General features: G+C 71.3%; 21 protein-coding genes. 7 read left to right on the forward strand and 14 right to left on the reverse strand.

The features are described 5' to 3' along the window. Positions 1–2: 2 nt before the first annotated feature. Genes ACFYY2_RS09785 through ACFYY2_RS09800 form a run of 4 tightly spaced genes read left to right on the forward strand, consistent with a single transcriptional unit; the run spans position 3 to position 5,311 of the window. Positions 3–1,079, forward strand: coding sequence for a glycosidase (locus tag ACFYY2_RS09785; RefSeq protein WP_388739509.1), 1,077 nt, complete (start codon positions 3–5; stop codon positions 1,077–1,079). Beyond that, positions 1,076–2,320: a Gfo/Idh/MocA family protein gene (locus ACFYY2_RS09790; protein WP_388739512.1), complete on the forward strand. Its 1,245-nt coding sequence runs from the start codon at positions 1,076–1,078 to the stop codon at positions 2,318–2,320. Before ACFYY2_RS09785 ends, ACFYY2_RS09790 begins: the two co-directional genes overlap by 4 nt. Then, complete coding sequence (locus tag ACFYY2_RS09795; RefSeq protein WP_388739515.1) at positions 2,317–3,939, forward strand: glycoside hydrolase family 13 protein; 1,623 nt, start codon at positions 2,317–2,319, stop codon at positions 3,937–3,939. The genes ACFYY2_RS09790 and ACFYY2_RS09795 overlap by 4 nt, the downstream gene beginning before the upstream one ends. Further along, positions 3,923–5,311 carry a phosphomannomutase/phosphoglucomutase gene (locus ACFYY2_RS09800; protein WP_388739519.1) on the forward strand — a complete coding sequence of 463 codons (1,389 nt, stop codon included), beginning with the start codon at positions 3,923–3,925 and terminating at the stop codon, positions 5,309–5,311. Before ACFYY2_RS09795 ends, ACFYY2_RS09800 begins: the two co-directional genes overlap by 17 nt. Before the next feature lie 46 nt (positions 5,312–5,357). On the opposite strand, the gene ACFYY2_RS09805 is transcribed toward ACFYY2_RS09800, so the two are convergent. Together ACFYY2_RS09805 and ACFYY2_RS09810 are read right to left on the reverse strand one after the other, a co-directional pair. After that, positions 5,358–6,368 carry a MerR family transcriptional regulator gene (locus ACFYY2_RS09805; RefSeq protein WP_388739522.1) on the reverse strand — a complete coding sequence of 337 codons (1,011 nt, stop codon included), beginning with the start codon at positions 6,366–6,368 and terminating at the stop codon, positions 5,358–5,360. Beyond that, the gene (locus ACFYY2_RS09810) at positions 6,368–7,048 is read right to left on the reverse strand and encodes a HEAT repeat domain-containing protein (protein ID WP_388739524.1); all 681 of its coding nucleotides are present in this window, start codon (positions 7,046–7,048) and stop codon (positions 6,368–6,370) included. The genes ACFYY2_RS09805 and ACFYY2_RS09810 overlap by 1 nt, the downstream gene beginning before the upstream one ends. Before the next feature lie 371 nt (positions 7,049–7,419). Here ACFYY2_RS09810 and ACFYY2_RS09815 point away from each other — a divergent pair, with 371 nt between their 5' ends. Then, positions 7,420–8,445, forward strand: coding sequence for an NlpC/P60 family protein (locus ACFYY2_RS09815; RefSeq protein WP_388739527.1), 1,026 nt, complete (start codon positions 7,420–7,422; stop codon positions 8,443–8,445). 142 nt (positions 8,446–8,587) lie between these two features. On the opposite strand, the gene ACFYY2_RS09820 is transcribed toward ACFYY2_RS09815, so the two are convergent. The 3 genes from ACFYY2_RS09820 to ACFYY2_RS09830 form a co-directional block, all read right to left on the reverse strand. Next, entirely contained in the window at positions 8,588–9,250 is a 663-nt protein-coding gene (locus ACFYY2_RS09820; protein WP_388739530.1) for a DedA family protein, read from the reverse strand. Between the two features lie 82 nt (positions 9,251–9,332). Then, positions 9,333–9,869, reverse strand: coding sequence for an NUDIX hydrolase family protein (locus tag ACFYY2_RS09825; protein ID WP_388739533.1), 537 nt, complete (start codon positions 9,867–9,869; stop codon positions 9,333–9,335). Between the two features lie 45 nt (positions 9,870–9,914). Beyond that, a complete protein-coding gene (locus tag ACFYY2_RS09830) occupies positions 9,915–11,162 on the reverse strand; it encodes an MFS transporter (protein WP_388739536.1) in 1,248 nt (415 codons plus the stop codon). Between the two features lie 133 nt (positions 11,163–11,295). Between ACFYY2_RS09830 and ACFYY2_RS09835 the strand changes: the two genes are divergently transcribed. Beyond that, complete coding sequence (locus tag ACFYY2_RS09835; protein ID WP_388739539.1) at positions 11,296–12,231, forward strand: LysR family transcriptional regulator; 936 nt, start codon at positions 11,296–11,298, stop codon at positions 12,229–12,231. Positions 12,232–12,371: 140 nt separating this feature from the next. On the opposite strand, the gene ACFYY2_RS09840 is transcribed toward ACFYY2_RS09835, so the two are convergent. Then, positions 12,372–13,136, reverse strand: coding sequence for an SDR family NAD(P)-dependent oxidoreductase (locus ACFYY2_RS09840; RefSeq protein WP_388739541.1), 765 nt, complete (start codon positions 13,134–13,136; stop codon positions 12,372–12,374). A 950-nt stretch (positions 13,137–14,086) separates the two neighbouring features. On the opposite strand from ACFYY2_RS09840, the gene ACFYY2_RS09845 reads away from it, so the two are divergent. Then, complete coding sequence (locus ACFYY2_RS09845) at positions 14,087–14,767, forward strand: TetR/AcrR family transcriptional regulator (protein ID WP_388739544.1); 681 nt, start codon at positions 14,087–14,089, stop codon at positions 14,765–14,767. Between the two features lie 27 nt (positions 14,768–14,794). On the opposite strand, the gene ACFYY2_RS09850 is transcribed toward ACFYY2_RS09845, so the two are convergent. The 8 genes from ACFYY2_RS09850 to ACFYY2_RS09885 form a co-directional block, all read right to left on the reverse strand. Then, on the reverse strand, positions 14,795–15,694 hold the full coding sequence (locus ACFYY2_RS09850) for a sucrase ferredoxin (protein WP_388739547.1): 900 nt from the start codon (positions 15,692–15,694) through the stop codon (positions 14,795–14,797). 5 nt (positions 15,695–15,699) lie between these two features. Next, entirely contained in the window at positions 15,700–16,905 is a 1,206-nt protein-coding gene (locus ACFYY2_RS09855) for a cupin domain-containing protein (RefSeq protein ID WP_388739549.1), read from the reverse strand. Continuing rightward, positions 16,902–17,189 (reverse strand): BatC protein, encoded by a 288-nt coding sequence (locus tag ACFYY2_RS09860; RefSeq protein WP_388739552.1) that lies wholly within the window; start codon positions 17,187–17,189, stop codon positions 16,902–16,904. The genes ACFYY2_RS09855 and ACFYY2_RS09860 overlap by 4 nt, the downstream gene beginning before the upstream one ends. A 690-nt stretch (positions 17,190–17,879) precedes the next feature. Then, a complete protein-coding gene (locus tag ACFYY2_RS09865) occupies positions 17,880–19,940 on the reverse strand; it encodes a phosphocholine-specific phospholipase C (protein ID WP_388739555.1) in 2,061 nt (686 codons plus the stop codon). 318 nt (positions 19,941–20,258) lie between these two features. After that, positions 20,259–20,519, reverse strand: coding sequence for a hypothetical protein (locus ACFYY2_RS09870; protein ID WP_388739558.1), 261 nt, complete (start codon positions 20,517–20,519; stop codon positions 20,259–20,261). A gap of 131 nt (positions 20,520–20,650) precedes the next feature. Next, on the reverse strand, positions 20,651–23,242 hold the full coding sequence (rph, locus tag ACFYY2_RS09875; protein ID WP_388739561.1) for a rifamycin-inactivating phosphotransferase: 2,592 nt from the start codon (positions 23,240–23,242) through the stop codon (positions 20,651–20,653). A gap of 369 nt (positions 23,243–23,611) precedes the next feature. Then, positions 23,612–23,809, reverse strand: a complete 198-nt coding sequence (locus ACFYY2_RS09880) for a hypothetical protein (RefSeq protein WP_388739563.1) — start codon at positions 23,807–23,809, stop codon at positions 23,612–23,614. Continuing rightward, entirely contained in the window at positions 23,806–24,729 is a 924-nt protein-coding gene (locus ACFYY2_RS09885) for a hypothetical protein (RefSeq protein WP_388739565.1), read from the reverse strand. The genes ACFYY2_RS09880 and ACFYY2_RS09885 overlap by 4 nt, the downstream gene beginning before the upstream one ends. Positions 24,730–24,830: the final 101 nt, after the last annotated feature.

The following is a 24,830-nucleotide window of genomic DNA, read 5'->3' on the forward strand; positions in this document are numbered from 1 at the left end:
GAATGAGCACCACCAGCGCCACCTCGCGCATCCCCTACCGCCTGGTACGCAAGGGCCTGATCATGTCCCCGCTGCCCGGCGAGGCGAACGAGGCCGAGGGAGTCCTCAACCCCGCGTCCGGCCGCACCCCCGACGGCCGCCTGCACCTGCTGCCGCGCCTGGTCGCCGAGGGCAACGTGTCCCGCGTCGGCCTGGCCGAGGTCACCTTCACCGACGGCGTCCCCAGCGGCGTCGAGCGGCGCGGAGTCGTCCTGTCGCCCGACGAGGGCTGGGAGCGCGGCAAGAACAACGCCGGTGTCGAGGACCCCCGCATCACCTGGGTGCCCTCGCTCGGCAAGCACGTCATGTCCTACGTCGCCTACGGTCCGCTCGGCCCCAAGCCGGCCCTCGCCGTGTCCGAGGACCTGACCGAATGGACGCGCCTCGGCCCGATCCAGTTCGCCTACCAGCCGGACCTCGACACCGACCTCAACCTCTTCCCGAACAAGGACGTCGTCCACTTCCCGGAGCCCGTACCGGGCCCCGACGGCGAACCCGCGTACGCGATGCTCCACCGCCCGATGTGGGACCTCGGCTGGTTCCGTCCCGGTGAGGGCGTCCACCTGCCGGCCGGGATCACCGACGAGCGCCCCGGCATCTGGATCTCGTACGTGCCCGTCGCCGAGGTCGAGGCGGACATCCGCGCCCTGACCCGTCCCCGCGACCACCGCCTCGTCGCCCTGTCCGAGCACCCGTGGGAGTCCCTCAAGATCGGCGGCGGCCCCGCCCCGATCCGTGTGCCCGAGGGCTGGCTCCTCATCCACCACGGCGTCTCCGGTCACATCGAGGACCCGTTCGCGCAGAACCAGAGCGTGTCCTACGCGGCCGGCGCCATGATCCTGGACCCGGCCGACCCCGCGAAGGTCCTCGCCCGTTCCGAGGAGCCGCTGATGGCACCCGAGACCGAGGAGGAGCGCGCGGGCACCGTCCCGAACGTCGTCTTCCCGACGGCCATCGAGGAGATCGACGGGCAGCTGTACGTGTTCTACGGCATGGCCGACGCGCACATCGGCGTCGCCCTCCTGGAGCGCACGGCATGACATCCGCGCCGGCCCCCCTCGGCCTCGGACTGGTCGGCTGCGGCGGCTTCGGGGCGTATGTCCTGGACGCCGTGGCGGGCCTGCCCGGGCTGCGCCTGACCGCTGTCGCCGACCCCGACCCCGTACGGGCGAAGGCCCTCGGCGAGCGCCACGGCGTCCCCGCGCTCGGCTCCCTGGAGGAACTGCTGGAGCGCGAGGACGTGGAGGCCGTCGCCATCGCCACACCGCCGGCCGCGCACGCGGCGATGGCCACGGCCGCCCTGCGCGCCGGCCGGCACGTCTTCTGCGAGAAGCCGCTCGCGACCACCACCGAGGACGCCCGCCAGGTGGCCCGCGAGGCCGAGCGCGCCGGGCGTGCCCTCGTCGTCGACCACGTCCTGCGCTACAACCCGCTCCTCAGGGCCCTGCAGGGACTCATGGGGGAAGGGCTGCTCGCGCCCCCGCGCCGGTTCCTCTTCGAGAACGACGCCTCCGACGAGGACCTCGGCGCCGGCCACTGGTTCTGGGACCCGGGGCACAGCGGAGGCATCTTCATCGAGCACGGCGTGCACTTCTTCGACGCGGCGCGCGCCCTGCTGGGCTCCGATCCGCTCAGCGTGCGCGCGACGGCGGTACGCCGGCCGGGCGGGCCCGTCGACATGGTCAGCGCCGACGTCCTCCACCCCGGCGGGGTTCTCGCCTCGCACCTGCACTCCTTCACCCACGCGCACCGCTGCGAACGTCAGCTGATGCGCCTGGACCACGGTTTCGCCGAGACGAGGATCGACGGCTGGATACCCGTCCGCGCCGAGATCTCGGCGTGGACCGGCGACGCCGGCGCCGAGGCGTGGGAACGCCTCCCGGCGCGTGCGGAGGCGCTGCTCCACGTCGACGGCTTCCGGCCGCACGGCGGCGAACGCGTCACCGTCACGGTCGAACGCGGCGCCGGAGGGGCCGACCTCACGCGCGGACGCGACGAGGCACGCTTCGCACCGCACCACGTGCGAGCCGTCCTCGACCTCGGCGGTGAGCCCCGCAAGCCGTACGTCTACACCGAGAGCGTCCGCGCCGCCGTGGCCGATCTGGTCCGTGTCGCGCGTGACGGAGGCACCCCCGTCGCTGACGCGATCTCCGGTCTCACGGCCGTCGCCGTCGCGGAGGCCGCCACCGTGGCCGCCGACACCGGCACGGAACAACGTGTCCCCGGCCCCGACGGCCTCGCGGACACCTTCGCACCACCGCACCTCCAGGAGTCCTCATGAGCTGGTGGCAGGACACCGTCTGCTACGAGTTGTACCCGCGCGCCTTCGCCGACTGGGACGGCGACGGGACCGGCGACCTCGCCGGAGCCACGGCCCGCCTCGGTCACATCGCGGAACTCGGCGCGGACGCCGTGTGGATCACACCGTTCTACCCCTCACCGCTCGCGGACGGCGGATACGACATCGCCGACTACACGGCCGTCGCGCCCGACCTCGGCACCTCCGAGGACTTCGACCGGCTCACCGACCGCGCCCACGACCTGGGCCTCAAGCTCATCGTCGACCTCGTGCCCAACCACACCTCCGACCAGCACCCCTGGTTCCGGGAGGCGCTCGCCGCGGGCCCCGGCTCCACCGCCCGCGGCCGGTACCTCTTCCGTCCGGGCCGCGGCCTCGCCGGCGAACTCCCGCCCAACGACTGGCAGTCCGCCTTCGGTGGCCCCGCGTGGACCCGCGTGGCCGACGGCGAGTGGTACTGCCACCTCCACGCACCCGAGCAACCCGACCTCAACTGGCGTGAGGAGGAGGTGCGTTCCGCGTTCTCCGACGTCCTGCGGTACTGGCTGGACCGCGGTGTGGACGGCTTCCGTGTCGACGTGGCGCACGCTCTCTTCAAGGCCGAGGGCATGCCCGACGCCGGTCCCGGCCAGCACCAGGACCCGCTGCGCAACCACCTCATGCCCTACTACGACCAGGAGGAGCTGCACCCGCTGTACCGCGAATGGCGCAAACTCCTGGACACCCACCCCGCGCCGCCGGGCGCCGTGGCTCCGCACGACCGGGTCATGGTGGCCGAGTCCGCCGTGTTCGACCCGGCCAGGCTCGCCCGCTACATCCGGCCCGACGAGATGCACCAGGCCTTCAACTTCGCCTTCCTGGAAGCCGCCTGGGACCCGGCAGAGCTGCGCCGGGTCATCGACGCCTCGCTGTCCGCGCCCGGTGGCGGAGCTGTCACCTGGCTGCTGTCCAGCCATGACGCGGTACGGCCGGTGACCCGTCTCGGATCCGCCCGCCGCGCGCGGGCCGCCGCCCTGCTCATGCTCGCACTGCCCGGCTCCGCCTACCTGTACCAGGGTGAGGAGCTGGGCCTGCCGCAGGCGACCGTCCCCGACGACCGCATCCGCGACCCGCTGTGGGAACGCTCCGGTCACACCGAGCGGGGACGTGACGGCTCCCGCGTGCCGCTGCCCTGGTCCGGTGATCTCCCTCCGTACGGATTCACCACCGCCCGTGCCGAGCGCACCTGGCTGCCGCAACCGGACGACTGGGCCCCCTACACCGTGGCCGCCCAGGAACGGGACCCCGCCTCCACACTCACCCTGTACCGCGAAGCCCTCCGGCTGCGCCGCGCACACCCCGCGCACGACCCGACGGCCGCACCCCGCTGGTACTCGGCCCCGGCCGACCCGTACCTCGCGTTCCGCCGCTCCGGGCTGACCTGCGTCGTCAACCTCGGCACGCAGCCGCTGCCGTGGGCCGCGCTCGGCGTGACGGGAAGCCCCGTACTGGCGAGCGGCCCCCTCGACGGCGGCACGATCCCGCCCGACACAGCTCTGTGGCTCGTCGACGACACCGAACCGCAGCACAACGAAGGAGACGGCCATGGCCGCGTCCACTGAACCCTCTCCGCGCACCGACCTCTCCTCGCTGGTCAAGGCGTACGACGTGCGCGGCGTCGTCCCCGACCAGTGGGACGAGTCGACCGCCGAGCTGTTCGGCGCCGCCTTCGTACGCGTCACGGGAGCGCGCGCACTCGTGACCGGACACGACATGCGCGGCACCTCACCCGGCCTCGCGCGCGCCTTCGCACGCGGCGCCGCCGCGCAGGGAGCCGACGTCACCGAGACCGGTCTGTGCTCCACGGACCAGCTCTACTACGCCTCCGGCGCACTCGACCTGCCCGGTGCCATGTTCACCGCCTCGCACAACCCCGCCCGCTACAACGGCATCAAGATGTGCCGCGCCGGCGCCGCGCCGATCGGCCAGGACAGCGGCCTGGCGGAGATCCGCGCGCTCGTCGAGCAGTGGTCCGACAACGGCGCACCCGCGCCGTCCACCGAACGCACCGGCACCGTCACGCACCACGACACCCTGGAGGATTACGCACGCCACCTGCGCACCCTCGTGGACCTGACGGCGATCCGTCCGCTCAAGGTCGTCGTGGACGCGGGCAACGGCATGGGCGGCCACACCGTGCCGACCGTTCTCGCCGGGCTCCCCCTCGACGTCGTACCCCTGTACTTCGAGCTCGACGGCAGCTTCCCCAACCACGAGGCCAACCCGCTCGACCCGGCCAACATCGTCGACCTCCAGGCCCGTGTGCGTGCCGAGCACGCCGACCTCGGCCTCGCCTTCGACGGTGACGCCGACCGCTGCTTCGTCGTCGACGAACGGGGGGAGCCGGTCTCACCCTCCGCCATCACGGCGCTCGTCGCGTCCCGTGAACTGGCACGCAGGCCCGGTGCCACCGTTCTGCACAACCTGATCACCTCCCGCGCCGTGCCCGAGGTGATCCGTGAGGCCGGCGGCACACCCGTGCGCACCCGCGTCGGCCACTCCTTCATCAAGGCCGAGATGGCCCGCACCGGTGCGGTGTTCGGCGGCGAGCACTCCGCGCACTACTACTTCGCCGACTTCTGGAACGCCGACACGGGAATGCTCGCCGCGCTGCACGTCCTCGCCGCGCTCGGCGGACAGGACGGCACGCTCTCGGCCCTGACACGCAGCTTCGAGCGGTACGCCGCGTCCGGAGAGATCAACTCCACCGTGGTGGACCCGGCCGACCGCCTCGCCGCCGTCCGCAGCGCCTGGCGCGACCGGAGCGGTGTGACCCTCGACGAACTCGACGGTCTCACCGTCGACGGCGACAGCTGGTGGTTCAACCTCCGGCCGTCCAACACGGAGCCCCTGCTGCGGCTCAACGTCGAGGCGCGCGACCAGCAGACCATGCGGAGCCTGCGCGACGAGGTCCTGGCTCTCGTCCGCGCGTGAGCCCGCGGCGGCCGTGAGAGCGGCGCGGCCCCCGCGCGCGCCGCTCTCACGGTGCGGGGAGATCACCCTCGCGAATCCGCAGGACGTACGCCGCGGTCAGGGCGACGGCGCGGTCGTCATCGTGTGACAGACGTTCGAGGGCGGCCGACGCGGCGGCCCCGGGGATGTCCGCGAGCGCCTGCGCCAGACGCCGGCGTGCGGGCGCCTCCGGGAACCCGCGGTCGAGGCGTTCGAGGAGGAGCGCGGCGATCCGGTCCGACAGGGCGGGACTCCGCGCCAGGGTGCCCAGGACGTCGGCCGCGTCGACGTCGTTCGCCTCGCCGACGACCATGTCGACCAGCGTCGGGACCGCGTCTGCCACCCCCCGCGCTCCGAGCGCCAGAGCCGCGTACCCGCGGACCACGCCGTCCGTATGTCCGAGGGCGTCCCGCAGCAGTGCCGTCGCCTCGTCACCCGGTATCTCGACGAGCGACCGGACGGCACGCCTGCGGACCTCGGCGTCCGTCGCGCCGAGTCCCTCGGCGAGCAGCGCCGGCCCGTCACCGCCCGACCGGGCCAGTGCCCATCGAAGGGCACCGGCCACGTGCGGGTCCGCCTCCCGCAGCGCGGCTTCGGCCAGTGCCTCCACCGGCACCCCTCCCACCGCGGACAGGGCCGCACGCTGGCGTGTCCCCGCGCTCTTCGACCCCAGCGACTGCAGGAGTGCGACGATCTGTAGGACGTCCTCCCAGTCGGTGGGTTCCGCGGCATCGATCCGGCGCAGCCGGGTCAGCAGCGCCGTCTCGTCGGCGATGCGTTCCCTGGTCTGCCGGATGAGGTCGTCGACGAGCTCCGAGGGTTCGAAACCGGAGTCGTCCAGTGCGCGTCCGACATCGCGCAGCGACAGGCCCAGCGACCGCAGGCTCTCGATGTGGAAGATCCGCCGGATGTCGTCACCGGAGTACTCGCGGTAGCCGGATCCGGTACGGCCCGTCGGCCGCACCAGGCCGAGGGAGTCGTAGTGCCTGAGCATGCGCGCGCTGACTCCGGACCGTCGCGCGACCTCACCGATCAGCACTACCCTCCACCCTCCTGTTCCGGCCGGCCGAGGACCATGATGCGCTTCGCCTCCTCGATCGCGAACGTGAATCCGGCCTCGGGGTCGCGGTACAGCCGTTCGGTGGCGATCGCGTGTTCGCGTGCGCCGGGCTCGGCGTCCGTGGCCTCCGTCGCCGCGCGCAACGCCGGAACGGCCACCTCGCCGAGTGCGACGAGCGCCCGGCTGAGACTCCGGCGCGTCTCGTGTCCGCCACGGCCGAGCTGCGTCGACAGTATCTCCGCCAACCCCTCCTCCTGCCCCTCGGGCACGAGCACGACCGCCGCCCGCCAGGCGCTCCGGGCCACTTCGTCGTCGGGATCGGCCAGGAGGGCGCGGGTGATCGCCGGCCACGCCCGGCGATCACCGATCTTCGACAGTGTGTGCAGCGCCTGGCTCCGTGCCTGCGGCCGCTCCGAGCGCAGCTCCGCGATGAGCCGCGGGACCGTCGTCGACGGCGAGTGACGGGTGAGCGCCCACGTGAGCATGTCGCGCACCAGGAATTCGGGCTCGACCGCGCAGCGCTCGACGAGCGCGCCGACGGACCGCGGGTCCGGGGCCGTGCCCACCGCCAGCGCGGCACGCAGCCGCGTCGAGGAACTGTCGCTGTCGAGCCCCCCGAGGGCACGGCTCGTGTCGGAATCCTCTTCCGGCAAGGTCATCGGGACCACCTCCTGTGCGCCAGCGAAGACCTTGTCACCGTGTCAAGGTCAAGCGGGCCGCGATGACGACGCATGACGCCCGGACCTCGGAGGCGTCGAGGCCGTGGTAGGCGCGGATGCTCGACGGGCCGTCAAGTCATGGTCACAGGCTGTGTGTTGTGGGTAAAGAAGTACCCGGAGTGTCGACATTCTTCACTCGAACATTGAACTGATTACAAGATGGTCACTAAAGTCGGGCCTCGAACCTTCGTGTGATCGCCACCCATCCGGGGTGGCGGCGAAGGAACCGCCGATTCCGTGACATGCACGGAGCCGGGACCCTGTCCCCCCACAGCCCGGTAGGCGGCTCGAGGAAGAAGGAGCTCGCCTTCGTGGCGTCCCACCGTCGTCCCAAGCAGCCGAGCCGCACCCGCGTGACCGTGCTCACCGCGACCGCCGCAGCCGCCGTGGCCCTGTCCTCCCAGGCCGCCCACGCCGACCCCAAGCCGACCAAGAACGAGGTCAAGGCGAAGGTCGACAAGCTCTACCACGAGGCCGAGGAGGCCACGGAGAAGTACAACGGCGCAAAGGAGCAGCAGGACAAGCTCAAGAAGCAGGCCGAGGCCCTCCAGGACAAGGTCGCCCGCGGCCAGGACGAGCTGAACACCCTGCGCGGTGAACTCGGTTCGCTGGCCACGGCCCAGTACCGCTCCGGCGGCCTCGACCCGTCGGTCCAGCTGCTGCTCTCCTCGGACCCGGACAGCTTCCTCGACCAGGCCTCCGCGCTCGACCAGCTGACGGCCAAGCAGGCCGAGGCCCTGCAGAAGATCCAGGCGAAGCAGCGCACCCTCGCGCAGCAGCGCAAGGAGGCGCAGGCCAAGCTCGCCGACCTCGAAGACGTCCGAGAGACGCTGGGCAGGAGCAAGCAGAAATTCCAGGGCAAGCTCGCCGACGCCCAGAAGCTGCTCAACACCCTCACCGCCGCCGAGCGCGCCAAGATGGCCGCCGACGACCAGCGCGCCAGCCGTGCGGCCGGTGACCGGGTCGCCCTCGGCAACGAGGTCCCCGCGTCCGCTCTCGGCGCCGCCGCTCTCGCGGCCGCCGACACGCGGGTGGGCAAGCCGTACGTGCGCGCCGCCACGGGCCCCGACTCCTTCGACTGCTCGGGCCTGACCATGTGGGCCTACGCCCAGGCCGGCGCCGACATCACCCGCACCACCTTCACCCAGATCAACGAAGGCACTCGCATCGCGCGCAGCCAGCTCAAGCCCGGTGACCTGGTCTTCTTCAGCAACACCTCGCACGTGGGCCTCTACGCCGGAGGCAACAGCGTGCTGCACGCCCCCTACCCGGGCGCCTACGTGCGCTACGAGTCGATGAACACCGTCGGCAGCTTCCAGGCCGCGGTGCGCATCTGACCGTTCCCGAACGGGCTGTCCGACATCGCCGGCCCCGGATGTGCTGCTCCTCCTGCCCAGGGCCGGACGGCAGCACATCCGGGGCCGGCGACGTCCGGCCGCGGGTACCCGGACTCGTGGTCCCAGCCGTCAGCCGGACGCTTCAGGAGCGGTCCGGCCGCGCTTCCTCCGGAGCCCGGCCGCCCGGCCCCGAGGTTCCCGACGAGCGGAACACCCGGATCCCGACCAGGACGAGCAGCGCGAGGCCGGCTGCCGCGAGCACCACCTTCGAGTAGGTGGAGACGTACCCCGAGACCACGTCCCATTGCTCACCCAGGAAGAACCCGGCCAGCACGAACGCCGTGTTCCACAGGGCGCTGCCGAGGGCGGTCAGCGTGAGGAAGACCGGCAGGCGCATGCGCTCCACGCCCGCCGGTACGGAGATCAGGCTCCGGAACACCGGGATCATCCGGCCGAAGAAGACCGCCTTGGCGCCGTGGCGTTCGAACCACGCCTCCGTCTTCTCGATGTCCGCGACCTTCACCAGCGGGACCTTGGCCGCCACGGCGGTCACGCGCTCGCGGCCCAGCGCGGCGCCGATGCCGTACAGCGCGAGTGCGCCCACGACCGATCCGAGGGTCGTCCACAGCAGAGCGGCGTAGAGGTTCATCCCGCCGGTGCTCGCCGTGAATCCGGCCAGCGGGAGGATCACCTCGCTGGGCAGCGGCGGGAAGATGTTCTCCAGTGCGACGGCCAGTCCGGCCCCTGGTGCCCCGAGGGTGCCCATCAGGCCGGTGACCCATTGCGTCGTGCCGCTGTCGATCATGCGAGCCACGGTAGTGACCCCAACCTGAAGTCACCCTGAAGAAGCCGGCGGGCAGGGGGACCTGCCCGCCGCTCCGGCACCCTCAGTACATGTGTCCCGTATGGGCGAGGGCCTGCTTCAGCAGCACGCCCTGGCCGCCGGGCATCTCGCTCTGGACGGCGGGCGACGCCGCTTCCTGCGGGCTGAGCCACACCAGGTCCAGTGCGTCCTGCCGGGGGCGGCAGTCGCCGGTGACCGGGACGACGTAGGCCAGGGACACCGCGTGCTGGCGGGGATCGTGAAACGGGGTGATGCCCGCCGTGGGGAAGTACTCGGCGACGGTGAAGGGCTGAAGAGAGGCGGGGACGCGGGGGAGGGCCACCGGTCCCAGGTCCTTCTCCAGGTGGCGCAGGAGCGCGTCGCGGACCCGCTCGTGGTGCATGACGCGGCCGGAGACGAGATTACGGCTGATCGTGCCGTCGGCACCGATCCGGAGGAGCACGCCGATACTGGTGACCTCTCCGCTCTCGTCCACCCGCACGGGCACGGCCTCGACGTACAGGACGGGCATGCGAGCGCGGGCCATGTGCAGTTCGTCCGTGCTGAGCCAGCCGGGCGTGGTCTCGGTCAAGTCAGACATCGCCCGATCATACTTACCGGGCCGCGTCCTGGTGGCCCGTCCTGCTCAGGAGCGCTCGGAAGGGGTCTCGGCCAGAGGTCTCGACGCCGCCGCACGGTGGGGGAGGAGCAGCGGGGTCGCCAGCAGGAGCACCCCCGCCAGGCCGACGGCCGTGCGGGGGCCGAGCAGACCGCCCAGCACGCCCCAGAGCGCCGTCAGGACCGCGGTCGCGGCCTTGGACGTCGCCGCCCAGGCGGACAGGGTGCGCGCGACCCGGTCGGCCGCGGTGCGTTCCAGCCGATTCGTGGTGCAGACGGGGTTGAAGACCCCGCAGCAGAAAATGAGTGCGAACTCGACACCGATGACGAGGAGGAGACCTCCGGTGCCGGGCCCGATGAAGGCGAGACCGACGGGCCAGACCGCGCGTGAGGCGCCGGAGACGACGAGGACCCGGTACTGCCCGAATCGCGTGACGAGAGGTCCGGCCAGCCGCGAACCGAGCAGCCCGCCGACCGACGGCACGGCGAACGCGAGGCCGTACTGCCAGGGTGCGAAGCCCAGCGGGCCGAGCATCAGGACGGCGAGCAAGGGCTGGGTGGCCATCACCAGACCGTTGAACAGGGCGGTGTTGAAGAACAGCGGACGGAGCGTCACGTCGGCGAGGATGTGGCGCCAGCCGTCGAAGAGGTCCCCGGCCCGCATCCGTCCGGGCTCACGCCGTCCTCGCTCCGGCTCGTGATCGCCGCCCGTCCCGCGGATGAGGAGAGCGGAGATCAGGTGACTGACCGCGTCGGCCACCACCGTCGCCACCGGGCCGAGGAGGCCCACGGCGACGCCGCCCAGCGGCGGCCCGATCATCGTGGTCGTCCAGGCGGTCGACTCGAACCGGGAGTTGGCGACGAGCAGGTCCTCCGCCGGCAGCAGCGTCTTCAGATACGCGCCGGAGGCGGCCCGGAAGGCGATGTCGGCCGCCGCGACGGTGACCGAGACCAGCAGCAGCTGCACGAGGGTGAGCACGCCGAGCGCGAAAGCGGCGGGGACCGTCAGCAGCGCCCCGAAGCGCACGAGGTCCATCGCCATCAGTACCGGCCGCTTGGGGCGGAACTCCACCCACGGGCCGAGCGGCACCGCTGCGGCGGCGCCCACCAGGGACCCCACGGAGGCGAGTGCGGCGACCCCCGCCGGTCCCGCGTGCAGGACCTGGACGGCGATCAGCGGAAACGCACCGAAGGCCAGCCAGGTGCCGAGCGCGCTGGTCGCGTACGCGCCCCAGAGCCGTCCGAACCGCCGCCCCAGCCGGTGCCCGCTCCTCATTCCCATGCCCCTCGCCACTCACCCGCACAACCGAATCGCGGTCGGAGGTATCAAAGCGAGCGCTGCACCTGCGAATCAAACAACCGCAGAGCCGCCGGCCACAACCAGTGGTTGTAGCCCTTAGGCTGGCGGCATGGACCTCGACACCGTACGGACCTTCGTGGCCGCCGCCGACGCGGGTCGGTTCCAGGACGCCGCCGTCGAGCTGGCGGTCACCCAGCAGGCCGTCTCCAAACGCGTCGCCGCGCTGGAGCGCACGCTCGGTGTGCGGCTGTTCACCCGCACGGCGCGCGGCGCCGAGCTCACCATCGACGGCCAGGCGTTCCTGACCCACGCGCGTGAGCTGACGCGTGTCGCCGAGCGTGCGGTCGGGTCCGTGCGCAGCGGCCGCCGTCCGCTGCGCGTCGACGTGATCGCCTCACGTGGTGCGGCGACCGGTCTGATGCGAGGCTTCCACCGCGCGCACCCGGAGACAGAGCTCGACGTGGTCATGCTGTTCGACATCGAGACGGCCGTCGCCGCGATCCGGTCCGGCGCGATCGACGCGTCCTTCCGCGCCGTGTCCGTGCCCGGCCGGCCCCTGCCCGAGGACATCGCGTCCGTCCGGGTGCTCGACGAACCGCTCCAACTGCTCACCGGCCCCGCCCACGCGCTGGCCGGAGCCCGGTCCGTCACCGTCGCCCAGCTCGCCGGGCACCGCATCTGGATGCCCGGCATCGTCCCGGGTACCGAGTGGGCCGCCTACTACGACGATCTCGTCGCCGAGTTCGGCCTCTCCATCGAGGCGACCGGTCCCAACTTCGGTTCCGACGCGCTTCTGGACACCATCGCCGACACCCCGGCCCTGGCCACCTTCATGGGCGGGCAGACCCGCCTCGTCTGGCCGTCCGGCCACGGCCTGCGCCGGATCCCGGTGACCACCCCGACCCCCGTCTACCCGCACTCGCTCCTCTGGCACCGGGACAGTCCGCACCCGGCGCTCGGTTCGCTGCGTGCCTACCTCGCCGACTCCACCGCGGGCCACAGTGCGGCCGGGACCTGGACGCCGGACTGGGTTCTCCCGCGCTGACCGACTGACGGCCGTTCGCCTGTGATCGCGGTTCGCGGATCCCGCTCGGGGCGCGGCTCCGGCCCGGGCGGGGAGAGCAGGCGCCCTGCGGGCACGCTCGTGTGAGTGCGCGGCGTGCCCGTGCGACCGGCCGTGAGGCCTTACCAGGCGCTCGCTCCGCCGTCGACCGGGTAGTTGGCGCCCGTGATGAAGGACGCCCGGTCGGAGGCGAGGAAGGCGGCGAGTTCTACGATTTCCTCGGGCTGCGCGAAGCGCTTGAGGAGGACTTTGCTGGTGACGGCGTCCCTCAGGGCCTGGTTGTCGCCGAGGTCGCGGTCGCTTGCGGGAGTCAGCACAGGGCCCGGGCTGATGGCCACGGCGCGGATTCCGTGGGGTGCGCCTTCGAGTGCGAGCTGTCGCGTCATTCCGATGACGCCCGCGTTCGCCGCGGTGTGGGCGACCATCGGGGGAGTGGAGCCCGCGATCAGCCCTGCCTCGGACGCGACGTTGATGATCACGCCACCACCACGCTGCACGAGGTGCGACCAGGTGAACTTGGACACGAAGAAGGGGATGTCGAGTTCCCCGGCTTCCGTCGCACGCCAGTCCTCGACGGAGAAGTCGGGCATGGGGCCGAAGCGCTGCATGGCCGCGTTGTTGTAGACGACGTCGAGGCCGCCGTAGGCGCGGACCGCGTCGTCGGCCATGACGCGCACCTGCTCCGGGTCGGTGAGGTCGACCGGCGCGAGGCTCGTCATCTCGCCGCCGGCGCGACGCACGAGGTCGGCCGTCTCCTCGTTGGCCTCGGCCTGGATGTCGACGCCGACGATCTTGGCGCCCTCCCTGGCGAAGATCAGCGCCGCGACGCGGCCCATTCCTCCGCTGGTGCCGGTGATGAGCACGATCTTTCCGTCAAGTGTTCCCATGGTCCTGCTCCTGTTTCGTGAATCGTTCGGGGGTTTCGAGCCCCGCAATGCTCGTGTGCGTCTGGAAGGCGCGAGGTGGTCCGGCGCGGGATCGTGCCTTCGTCGAGGCTGGGCCGGTCTTCGCTCGGTCCTGCTCCGTGCCGGGGTGACGGTTCGGGGAGACGACTCGTCGTCGACTTCGTCCGGGAACCGGTCGTGGGTGCCGCCGGATCGGTGCTCGACGGGGACCGGCCGTGGATCACGCGGTCGATGGGGGTGCCGCTGGATTCGGCCGTGCGGCCGTTGGCGGTCATCCCGAGCACCGTCCCCGTGCGTAACACCGGAGCGCTCGACCGGGCGACGGTCCTGCCGCGCTTCGTGCCCGGGTCCGGGGCGTCCGGCCCGGCGCCCCGGAGTCCCGTCCCGGCGTCCGGGGCGTTCCTGATCCAGCGCTCGCGCTGTTCGGATCCGTCGAATCCAAGGGACATCACACCCTGCGAGGGGCAGCCGTGGCGGTCATTGCCGTGATCTCCGTTGTAACCGGCATGAAAGGCCGGCGCGACCGGCAGCCCGATCGCGTTCCCGCGTCTTCCGGCTTCCCGGGTGCGCGGTTCCGTGGCTCTGCGGTTCCTGCTGCTGGACATGGGCACCTCCGACGAATGGGCCGGGATCTCTCGAAACCGACATTTACTTGACTCGGCAAGCATGCATCTCGGCTTGACAGTCGTCAAGCGATTCCGGCCGTCCTCGGAGAGGTCCCCGCTCGCGGGCGGAAGCGGCATGGAAGACTTGTCACGCGCGGGAGGAATCCGCAGGTCTCCGGCCGGTGCCCCCGCCGGCCGGTCGGGCGCCGGAGAAAGGGCCCGCCGCGGCAGACCGCGAGGAGGTTGCATGGGCTGGAAGAGCGGGCGACGGGCGCACATGAATGACCGACATCACAGCGAGCGGTCGGCGCACGAGGCGGTGACCGGGTGACCGACGCGGCCCCGAAGACCGGGAGACGGCCGAAGCGGGGCAAGTACGCCCCGGCTCCACTGGACGAGAGCGAGATCCTTCGACGCGGCCTCGACACCTTCGCCGAACTCGGCTATGCCGCGACCACGGTGCGAGAGCTGGCGCGCCGTCTCGAAGTCAGCCACAACTTCGTCAACGACCGGTACGGATCGAAGGGTGACTTCTGGCGCGCTGTGGTGGACTACGCCCTGCTGGACGTCCAGGCGGGGTTCGACCAGCGGCTGGCGGAGTGCCGGGACGACGACGCCCGCCTGCGGAGCGTGATCGTCGAGCTCTACCGGCAGTCCGCGAACGCCTCGGCCATGAACCGGCTGCTGACGGACGAGTCCACGCGGGACTCCGACCGTCTGGACTATCTGCATCAGCGCTTCATCAAGCCGTTCTGGGACAGCGTCGAGCCGACCGTCACCAGCCTCATGGCCGCCGGGCGCATTCCACGGGTCCCGCCGCACGTCCTGTACACCGCCATCACCGGTCCCGCACTGGCCCTGGCCCAGGACCCGATCGCCGACCGGCTGAACCCCGCTGCCGCGCCCGTGGCGGGACAGGACAGGAACAGCCTGGCCGACGCGCTCTCCAGCCTCGTCCTGCACGGCCTGCTCGCCACGGGCGACGGATCCACGCGACCTGATCCGTGAGCAGGTGACATCGGGCCGCCGGCCTCCTCAGCGGGCGCGGATCGACGTCACCTCGTAGGCGACGGCGCGGCTCATGGACGGCCCGTGGCACGTCAACTGCCGGGGTGGTGTCCGGTGGGCGTGCACCTCCACATGCAGGACGGCCGGGTGAGGCGGGCGGCCGTCGACGCGGATCCGCCAGTGGTCGGCAGCGACGCGGGAGGTCGCGGCGACGGAGTAGGCGTGACGTCCCGCGGGACCGAAGCGCTCGAGCACAGCGGCCACGGCCGCCTGCTGTGGTGGGAAGAGGTCCGTGTACCCGCGCAGGTGCTCCGCGTGAACGAAGCCGGCCAGGTGCTGCCGGACGGCCGTGACCGCGGAGACGGCGTCCAGACCGCCGTAGTAGACGCCGTCGGGCGCGACGACGACGTTGGCCGCGAACCTGTCACCGCCCACGTGTGTGCACTCCCACACCAGGTCCGGCCAGCACTCGCTGAGGGCACGGCTCACGGGCCGTCCCCGCACCGCGCAACACGTGTCGTGCCTCCCATGGGTGCAGACCAGGACCACGGGAGGGCACGCCAGCCTGCCCGGGGCACCGAGGGCTCCCGCGATCTGCGCCAGATCCTCGTCGCGGCTCCACGTACCCCAGTGCTGGCGATACGCGCCAAGAGCCTCGAAGTTCAGTACGGCCCAGACCGGCGGTTGCTCCCTGCCGCGCCGACCGTGGCGTCTGACCAGCAGCACGCGGGCCCTGACCGCCTGCGCGGCGGCGAACACGAGCGCTTTGGTGTCCGGTTCGAGATCGAGACCGTCGAAGCCGTTGGCCGGCCAGCCGCCGCGGTACTCGATGAGGATCCAGACCGAACCGTGCGGTGCCGTGCCCACGATCGAGTCACCTCGCGTCCGGGCCGCGTCGGCGCAGAAGAAGCGCCCGGACGCCGACACCTCCTTCACCCCCCAGCGGGCACGAGCACGCCCGCGTGCAGCAGTCTCCCGACGAGATCGACGCCGAGGTCACCGGCGAGGTGGGTCTCACCGTCCAGCAGCCGTTCGACAGCGGGCAGGTCCGCCGGGGGGAAGTCGAGCCATCCCACGCGAGTGAGCAGACGCACGCACTCCAGCCGCGCTTCGAGGGCCTCACGGAGCCGGACCCGTGACGCGGGGCCGAGACGGTCGATGGCCGCCCGCTGGGCCAGCGGCCCCAGCGGTGCCGGGCGTGCCTGCCGCCGCTGGGCACGATGGAACCGGGGCGCGGAGTCGGCAGCGGCGACCGCGGCCATCAGCTTCTTCCTGACGATGCCGATCTCGCGCTCCGGGCCGTCCGTACCCAGAGGCAGGGACGTGCGCATCTCGGGATCGTCCCGCAGCGCCTCCAGTGCGACCTGGGCCAGCTGTTCGGCCAACGCGTGACGCGTCCAGGTGTGGACTCCGAGCGTCAGGTGGACCGAGATCTCACCCTGCGCCTCTGCCGCGTGCAGCCAGCCTCGCGGCAGATAGAGAACGTCGCCCGGTTCGAGCACCGTGTCGGTGTGGGCCTCGGCGCACGCGGCCTCGGCCACCGCGGACCGGTACGCCGTCCAGGGCTGATCACGGAGAGGGTCGGGATGCACGGGCCGGTGGACGACCCAGCGCTTGGTTCCCACCACCTGCACCACGAAGACGTCGTGTACGTCGTAGTGGTCGTCGAACCCACGACTCCGCGGCGGAGTGACGTAGGCGTTGGCCTGCACCGGATGTCCCAGTTCCGAGCCGAGCCCGGCACAGAAGTCCGCGACCGGCGCCCATGTGCGCTGCAGTGCCTGCAACACCAGGGTGGCGCCGTCGTCGAACGCACGCCACAGAGCGGTGTCGTCCACCTGATCACCGATTCCGGCCCCGACGCCCGCCGACGAGGTGTACGAGGACTCGGGAAGTGTGGCCCCGTTCTTGGCGACACGGAGAAAGGGGGTGCGCAGACCACGGCGTGACACCAGTTCATCCACCGCGGCCGCGGAGAACAGGTCGGAGAAGTCACCGGCGCCGTGGGCCAGAAACGCCGCACGCCCCCAGACGTCCCGTGCGAACTCCTGCGGGCCGAGGCCGGTCAGGCGTGACACCGACACCGCGGTGTCCGCCGGACCGTCCAAGCCTCCGGCACTCGTCGGGGGCGTACTCAAGAGCGACTGCCGGGCTCCTCGGCGCCTCCGTCGGCCCCACCGTCGGCCCCGCCGTCGGCTCCGCCGTCGTGGACGCCGGGTGTGCCTGCGGCTCCGCCGTCCGCGGGGCCTTCGGCGCCTCCATCGGCGCCTCCGTCGTGAACGCCGGGTGTGCCTGCGGCTCCGCCGTCCGCGGGGCCTTCGGCGCCGCCGTCGGCTCCACCGTCGTGGACGCCGGGTGTGCCCGCCGCTCCGCCGTCCGCGGGGCCCTCCTGCTGGTTCGGATCCTGTTCTGGGCTGGTCATGCTTCCTCCGGTGAGTGGAAGGGTTGCAGCCGAATTCCCTTGGTGACAGAAGCGTGTGGGAGAGCGCCCCCGTCATCAGGGCGTCGTCGTGATGAGCGTACTGCCGGTCGGAGAATGCATCGATTCGAGGGTGAGGAGGCCGTGCGACGTGTCGAGCGGTTCGGGCGGCCCGGGTGGTCCACCCGGGCCGCATGCCGCCCCATGGTTCGTTTAGGCCATTGGGGTGATGCGGGGCGACGGACGGACGGGTGCACCGAGGGTGGATCGGCCCGCACGAAGTGCGGGCCCCGCGAAGATCGTGTGAACCCTGATGGGTGCTTGACACGTGTCATGATCAGAGGCGCCCCGCACTTCGCACATCGGCGGAAGTCGAGGCGTCCGGCGGTCGCACCCCACTCAGTCCGGTACTGCGGGGTGCGGCGGTCATGGCGGCCCTGTCCCTCTTACCCCCCGTTGCGGCGGCAGGGCCGCCGACCGAGGTTCCAGGGGTTCGCCCCGACCCGCCGGGGTCGCGGTGGCGTCGAAACGCCGGCACACCCGACCGGGGGCGGGTCGTTTCAAGGCTCCCCGGCCGGTCCGGCCCGTGGGGGGACGGTCCGGCCGGGGTGCGGAGTCCGGTACCTGTCCTGGGGCAGGTACCGGACTCCGCCTTCGAATCCCCGCAGGAGGACGGCACGCCGCAGGATCGCGTCAGACCGTCCTGATCGCCGGGTCGGACACGCCGGGGGCCCCGGTCTCCACATGGCCTGCGAAGCGGCGCAGGAAGGTGCTGTCGGCGTCGGAGACGACCTCGACGTCGTACCAGCGAGCCGTCGTGCGAAGGTCGACCGTGTGGGAGACGGTCGCACCGGGGTTGACCTTGAAGGTCTGTGCCCCGCCGCCGTAGGCGTTGGTGACTGTCAGGTTGACCGCTGTCGGGGCGGAGTTGGTCATGCTGAGCGTCAGGTTGCCCGCGCCCGGCACGTGGCGTGCGGTGACCTCCGGGCCCGCCTTCTTCGCCGGGCCCTTCCAGGTGCGCAGGAAGCCGTTGGGGCCCCAGACGGTGAGGTCTATCCGGTTTCCGGTGGACGCGCTGGTGCTCCAGGTGTCCGAGAGGGTCTTGCCCGCCTCGACGGTGTAGGGCCAGGGGCCGTCCGCGCGGTTTCCCGAGGTGCTGTGGAAGTGTGCGCCGAGGCTCGGGCCGCCGGCGAAGGTCAGGGTGAACTTGCCAGTGGAGACGGTGGCCCGGCCGTCCACGTACGGGTTGTAGCCGAGCGCGCGGGTCGGCTTGGATCCCGCCTCCTGCTTCGGCAGGGTGCCCGTTCCCGGCGGGGTCGGGTGGTAGGACGGGTGGCGGTTCCTGTCCGGCGGGACGTAACCCGCCGTGGAGGGCAGCGCCGCGGGAGCCGTGTCCGGACGGGCGAAGTCGAAGGCCGACGTCAGGTCCCCGCAGACCGCCCTGCGCCACGGCGAGATGTTGGGCTCGTGCACCCCGAAGCGCTTCTCCATGAAACGGATCACAGAGGTGTGGTCGAAGGTCTCGGAGCAGACGTAACCGCCCTTGCTGTAGGGCGAGACCACGATCATGGGCACCCGGGGACCGAGCCCGTAGGGGCCCGCCTCGTACTCCCCGCCGCCCGGGTAGAGGTCCTTCGACACGTCCGCCGTGGACAGGCCCCACGCGGAGGATGCCGGCGGATAGGGCGGGACGACGTGATCGAAGAAGCCGTCGTTCTCGTCGTAGGTGATGAACAGCGCGGTCTTCGCCCACACCGCCGGGTTGGCCGTCAGGGCGTCCAGGACCTGTGAGATGTACCAGGCACCGAAGTTCGTGGGCCAGTTGGCGTGTTCGCTGAACGCTTCGGGGGCGGCGATCCAGGAGACCTTCGGGAGCGTGCCGTTGACGACGTCCGCCCGCAGCCGGTCGAAGTAGGTGCCGCCCGCCTTGACGTCGGTGCCGGTGCGGGCCTTCTCGTACAGGGCGCTGCCGGGCTTGGCGTTGCGGTAGTTGTTGAAGTACAGCAGGGAGTTGTCGCCGTAGTTGCCGCGGAAGGCGTCGTTGATCCAGCCCCAGGACCCGGCGGCATCCAGGCCGTCGCCTATGTCCTGGTAGACCTTCCAGGAGACCCCGGCCGATTCGAGCCGCTCGGGGTAGGTCTTCCAGCTGTAGCCCGCCTCCTGGTTGCCCAGGACGGGGCCGCCGCCCGTGCCGTCGTTGCCGGTGTGACCGGACCAGAGGTAGTACCGGTTGGGGTCGGTCGCTCCGATCATGGAGCAGTGGTAGGCGTCGCACACGGTGAAGGCATCGGCGAGGGCGTAGTGGAACGGTATGTCGTTCCGCGTCATGTACGACATGGTCGTGGCCGTCTTGGCCGGAACCCACTTGTCGTACTTGCCGTTGTTGTACGCCTGGTGACCACCGGCCCAGTCGTGGTTCAGGCCTTCCAGGAACTGCATCCCGAGGTCGGCCACCTTCGGGTTGAAGGGGAGGACCTCCTTCGTCCCGTCGGACTGGTGGAAGACCGACGCACCGTTGTCCTGGAGCACGGGCCGGGGGTCCCCGAAGCCTCGTACGCCCTTCATCGCACCGAAGTAGTGGTCGAAGGAACGGTTCTCCTGCATCAGGACGACGACGTGCTCGATGTCCTGGATCGTGCCGGTGCCTCCCTGCGCCGGAATGGCCGCGGCCTTGGCGATGCTCTCGTTCAGCATCGCGAAGGCCGCCGTGCCTCCCGCGATCTGCAGGAACCTGCGGCGGTCGAGCTCTGTCATGGGTGACGACCTCTGGTGTGGTGGGGAGTGTCAGGGGCGCCCCAAGGACAGCGGTCCCGGGGTACCGCACGGGGGCGGGTCCGTGACACTCCGCCGTACACCTGGAGAACGTAGCCCCCTGCTGTACGGACCTGCCCGTGAACGGCACGTACCCTCCCACGCCTGCGGCTCGTGGGAGGGTACGTGCTGACGTGACCGTGCAACAGGTGCCGGCGACGGGAGTGGTGAGCGGCGGCCTGATTCCGCCACCCCTGCGGTCCGCGAGGAGCACCGGTCCTGCCGCCGGTCTCCCGTGACCGCTGCGGGGGAGTCCCGCGGTCACTCGTGGACGGACCGGTCGCGCGCGCTCACCGCCTCGACCCCCGCCTCCACGAGCCCCGTGGCGGCCGAGGCCTTGTCCGTCACTCCGGTCCGCTCAGCCACTCCGTGGGCGGCCGTGCCGGTCCGTTCCCCGATGCTGCTCGTGGTCAGCGCGGTATCGGTCAGTGCCGGCGCGAGACCGTCGGCCTGGGCAACGGGGGCGGCCACCAGCAGGAAGGAACCGGCTGCGGCGATGGTGAGGGCTCGGCATACGTTCATGATCGGTACAACGCGCCCCGCTCCCGCAGGACACGCGTCTGTGCCGGGTTCCACCCCGTGGCCGCCTGTCCCCCCGACGGGCCGCAGGCGGCCGGAGGCTGTCGGGCGGCGGCGCGGCGGCCGGTGTCACGTCACCGCAGGAACTCGATGTGTCCATCGGTTCCGTCCACCCGGATGCGCTGGCCGTCCCGGATCAGACGGGTGGCCCCCTCCACTCCCACGACGGCCGGCAGACCGTACTCCCGGGCGATGACGGCGCCATGGGTCATCAGGCCGCCCACCTCCGTGACCAGGCCGGCGATTCCGACGAACAACGGTGACCAACTCGGATCCGTGAAGGTCGTCACGAGGATGTCGCCCGCTTCCAGATCGGCATCCGCCATGTCGAGGACGACGCGGGCCCGCCCCTCGACGATCCCCGTGGAGACCGGCAGGCCGATCAGGGCTCCGGCCGGCACGTCGTCGCGCCGGTATGCTCCGTTGACGGCCACGCCGTCCGAAGTGAGCACCCGCGGCGGGGTGAGCGCCAGGTACGACCGGTAGGCGTCCTTGCGCTGCCGGATGAGCCGCTCGTCCGCCCGTCCCGACCGCACGACCTCGTGGAACTCCTGGAAGGTGAGGTGGAATACGTCCTCCCGCTCCCGGAGCACACCGGCCCGCACCAGACGTCCGGCCTCCTCCATCAGGGCCCGTTTGTAGACGAAGTAGCGGCTGATGATGTTGTACTTGGGATACTCCCGGTACCCGATGAACGTCCGGACGCGGTCGATCATCCGCTTGGTCTCGTCGGCCATGCGCGCACCGTCCGGCAGTTCCCGAAGGCGTGACAGCACGTCACGTTCCTTCCGCAGAGCCGCCTCCCGTCCCTTTTCGAAGCGTCGCTCGGCAGCTCCCGGCCCGAAGTTCCTGACGTTGTCGAGGATCGCGGGCACGAGCGTGCCGGGGCGTTCGGTCCAGCGCGGCCGCGTGATGTCGATCTCGCCGGCGCAGCGCATGCCGTACCGGTCGAGATAGCCCTCGATGGCCTCGCGCGACTCCCTCCCACCCGCGAGTCCGTCCAGCCCGTCCAGCAGGTCCGCGTCGTCGGCGCCCTGCAGGAACGCCACCACCTCCGGGTGCGGACGGATCGCGTCCGCGACGTCGAGAAGTGCCAGACCCATCTCCGACGTGACGTTGCCGGGCGCGGACAGCGTGAGCGTGTCAGCGGCGTTCTTCTCGCCCAGCCATTCCCGCAGCTTGTCGTTGAGCCACCACGTGGCCTCCATGCCCGCCATGATCACTTGGAGGTTCAGCGGATCACCGAGGACCCGCTTGTGCTCGTCGAAGGCATCGAGAAGGAAGTCGAACAGCGCCGGGCCCGTCTTCTCCCGGATGTCCTGCTCCAACGCCGCGGTGGACGCCCGGCTGCGCTCGATCAGTTCGGTGACGACGGCCGGGTCGGTCTCGATCGGCGGGCCGCCGGCCGGAGCCCCGCCGGGGGCCGCGTCCGGCAGCGAAGGGATGAAGGCGTCGTGTTCGAGGACCGTCTCCAGAGCGTCCCTGATCAGGGGGTCGCCCTTCCCCATGACCTCCAGGAGACCGGCGCGGCTCGCCGGCGAGACCAGGCGGGGGGTGATGTCGACAAACAGCCTCCCGCCGGCCTCGTGCATCGGCACCATGGCCGTCAACGCCCACATCGACGACCCGAGCCGCTTCATGGGGTCGGTCATCATCTGCTGATGACCCACGCTGACGTAGACGTGATTGCCCTGGTCATCCGCTCGCGGGACGGGGAACAGCGTGGTGATCGGGCGGCTTTGCACGATCTGGAAATCGTCGTCGGTCAGGCACCACTCGATGTCCTGGGGGCCGGAGAAGAGCCGTTCGATCCGCCGCCCGAGACGCACCAGGCGTACGACCTGCTCATTCGTCAGCGCCGGGTGTTCCCGGTGTTCCGGGGCGATCGGCACATCCTTCGTGCCGCCCCCGGGCACGGGGACCACGGCCCGCTCCTTCGCGGCGATCGCCTTGGCGACGACCTCTCCCTCCCGGACCCTGAAGACGTCCGGATTCACCAGGCCGGAGACCAGGGCTTCGCCGAGGCCGAAGCCCGCATCCACGGTGGTCACCTTGCGGTCGCCCGTCACCGGGTCGGCCGTGAACATGATGCCGGCCGCCTGCGGGAACACCATCCGCTGCACGACCACGGCCATCCGCACCGCACGGTGGTCGATGCCGTGGCGCCGTCGGTAGACCACGGCCCGCTCGGTGAAGAGCGATGCCCAGCACCGGCTGATATGGCGCAGGATCGCCGAACGGCCCACGACGTTGAGGTAGGTGTCCTGCTGGCCGGCGAAGGAGGCCGTCGGCAGGTCCTCAGCCGTCGCGCTGGACCGCACGGCGAAGGCGGCGTCCTCACCGAGCGGGGCGAGCGCGCCGGCGATCGCGTCCGCGATCTCGCCCGGGACGGCGATCCCTTCGATGGTCCGGCGGATCTCCGCACTGAGTGCGCGGACGGCCTCACCGTCCGCCGGGTCCACGCGCGACAGTTCGTCGAGCCGGTCGTCGATCGACGGTGCTTCCGCCATGATCCGGCGGAAGGCGTACGTCGTCACACAGAAACCGTCCGGTACACGGACGCCGTCGACCGACGACAGCTCGCCCAGATGCGCCGCCTTCCCGCCGACCGCGGCGACCTGCGTCGCGTCGGCCTTGTGCAGGTCCATCACGTACTGCCCGGTCATTCCGACACCTCCGAGGCAGCCGTCGTGCTCGGTCGCGGCGCGCAGGCCGATCGGATCACCAGCGCGTCCCCTTCCCCCGGACCCGCTGCCGGGCGCGTCCCGGTTTCCGACGGTCGTCCCACTCGTCCGACGGCATCGTGCTTTCCGGACCCCGACAACAACACACGCACTCCGTGCTCCCATTTCCGCAGGTGGTGGCTTCGGCCAAGCATTCTGCGCCGCCACCGGGGCCTTGCCGCAAGCCCCCCTGTGCGCTATAACTTGGAAAAGGCAAGGAGTGCGCACTCCTTGCCTTTGTGTTGTGCCCCTGCCGGTGCGCGTTGCTGCGGCCCCCCGAGTCATGGCCGGCCTGCCGCGGCCGTGACCTTGTCAGGCGGACGCCCTGCGGCGGCGCACACGGCCGCGGAGCCCGAGGAGGAGTCCGCCGAGAGCGAGAGCCGCCACCAACGGGACGAAACCCTCCCCGCCCGTCCTCCGGACGATGTCGTCCTTGAGGCCGCTCCAGAAACCCACCCCGGCGAGGACGGTCGTACCCCCCAGCCAGACCGAACCGTCGGCGGTGGTCACCTGCCGTTCGACGGAAGCCCGCGCGGACTCGGTGAACCGCGGGTAGCGCTCGCGCATCTCGGCTTCCCCGACAGCGGTGAGCCCGACCCGGGTGAGGTCCACGCCGGTTCGGCGGGATTGAGATTGACCCAGAACTTCTTCGGGTCCAGGGCCAGCCAGGTCCGCAGATCCGCGCCGAAATCCTGGACCACCCTCGCGCCGAGTCCGGGGTCCTGCTGGTACTCCTCGGGGAGTGCCGTGCCGGAGTAGGCGTAGCTGAGGCCGTCGGACCCGTCGGAGACGTACCGCATCTCCAGGGTGGAGAACTCCACACCGCCGTAGGCGTCGGCACCGGTGGGGGTTTCGAGAGCGCGCCCGAGCGCCCCCGTAGCGACCTTGTTCCCGCCCTCGGCGCAGGAGCCCCTGGCGGCGAGGGGCGGAGCCATCGCCATCAGGGGCCGAGTGTCGCCGCCCGCCTTCTTCGAGACGCAGTCGGCGGCGGAGCCGCCGCTCAGCGGCATGGCCTGTTCCGCCCTGGCCTCCTGCTCGCCCTTGTACTCCCTGACGATCTTCGTTCCGCTGGCGATGATGGCACCGACCCGGTTCGTCCGCTCCGGCTTCTCCTTGGGGTGGTAGGACACGATCGACGCGAATCTGTCCGCGGGGATCCTGATCGTGAGCCTGTGGCACGCGGGACAACGCGCACGGTCGGAGAACCCCCCGACTGCCTTGCCCAGGAGCGCGTCGGTCTCTTCGGCGGACAGGCCGAGTTCCCGCAGGAACGGCGCCAGGATCTTCTCGTAGATCAGGGCCTCCGCATGCACTCCGTCCGCGTCGTACGCCCCCTCGGCACAGGTCACCGGGACGTAGACCGCGGTGAGTTCCAGGACGGTCCGGTCCGGTGGCATCTCCAGCGCTTCCCTGCCCGCGTGACGCAGCACTCTCCCGCGCCCTTCGTAGCGACGCCGGTCGGCCTTCCTCCGGCTGCCGGGGAGCCCGATGCTGAAGTCGAGGTTGTCGAAGGGCCCCGGCCTCGTATGCG

This window comes from Streptomyces sp. NPDC001822, from assembly GCF_042892135.1.
Lineage (GTDB): Bacteria > Actinomycetota > Actinomycetes > Streptomycetales > Streptomycetaceae > Streptomyces.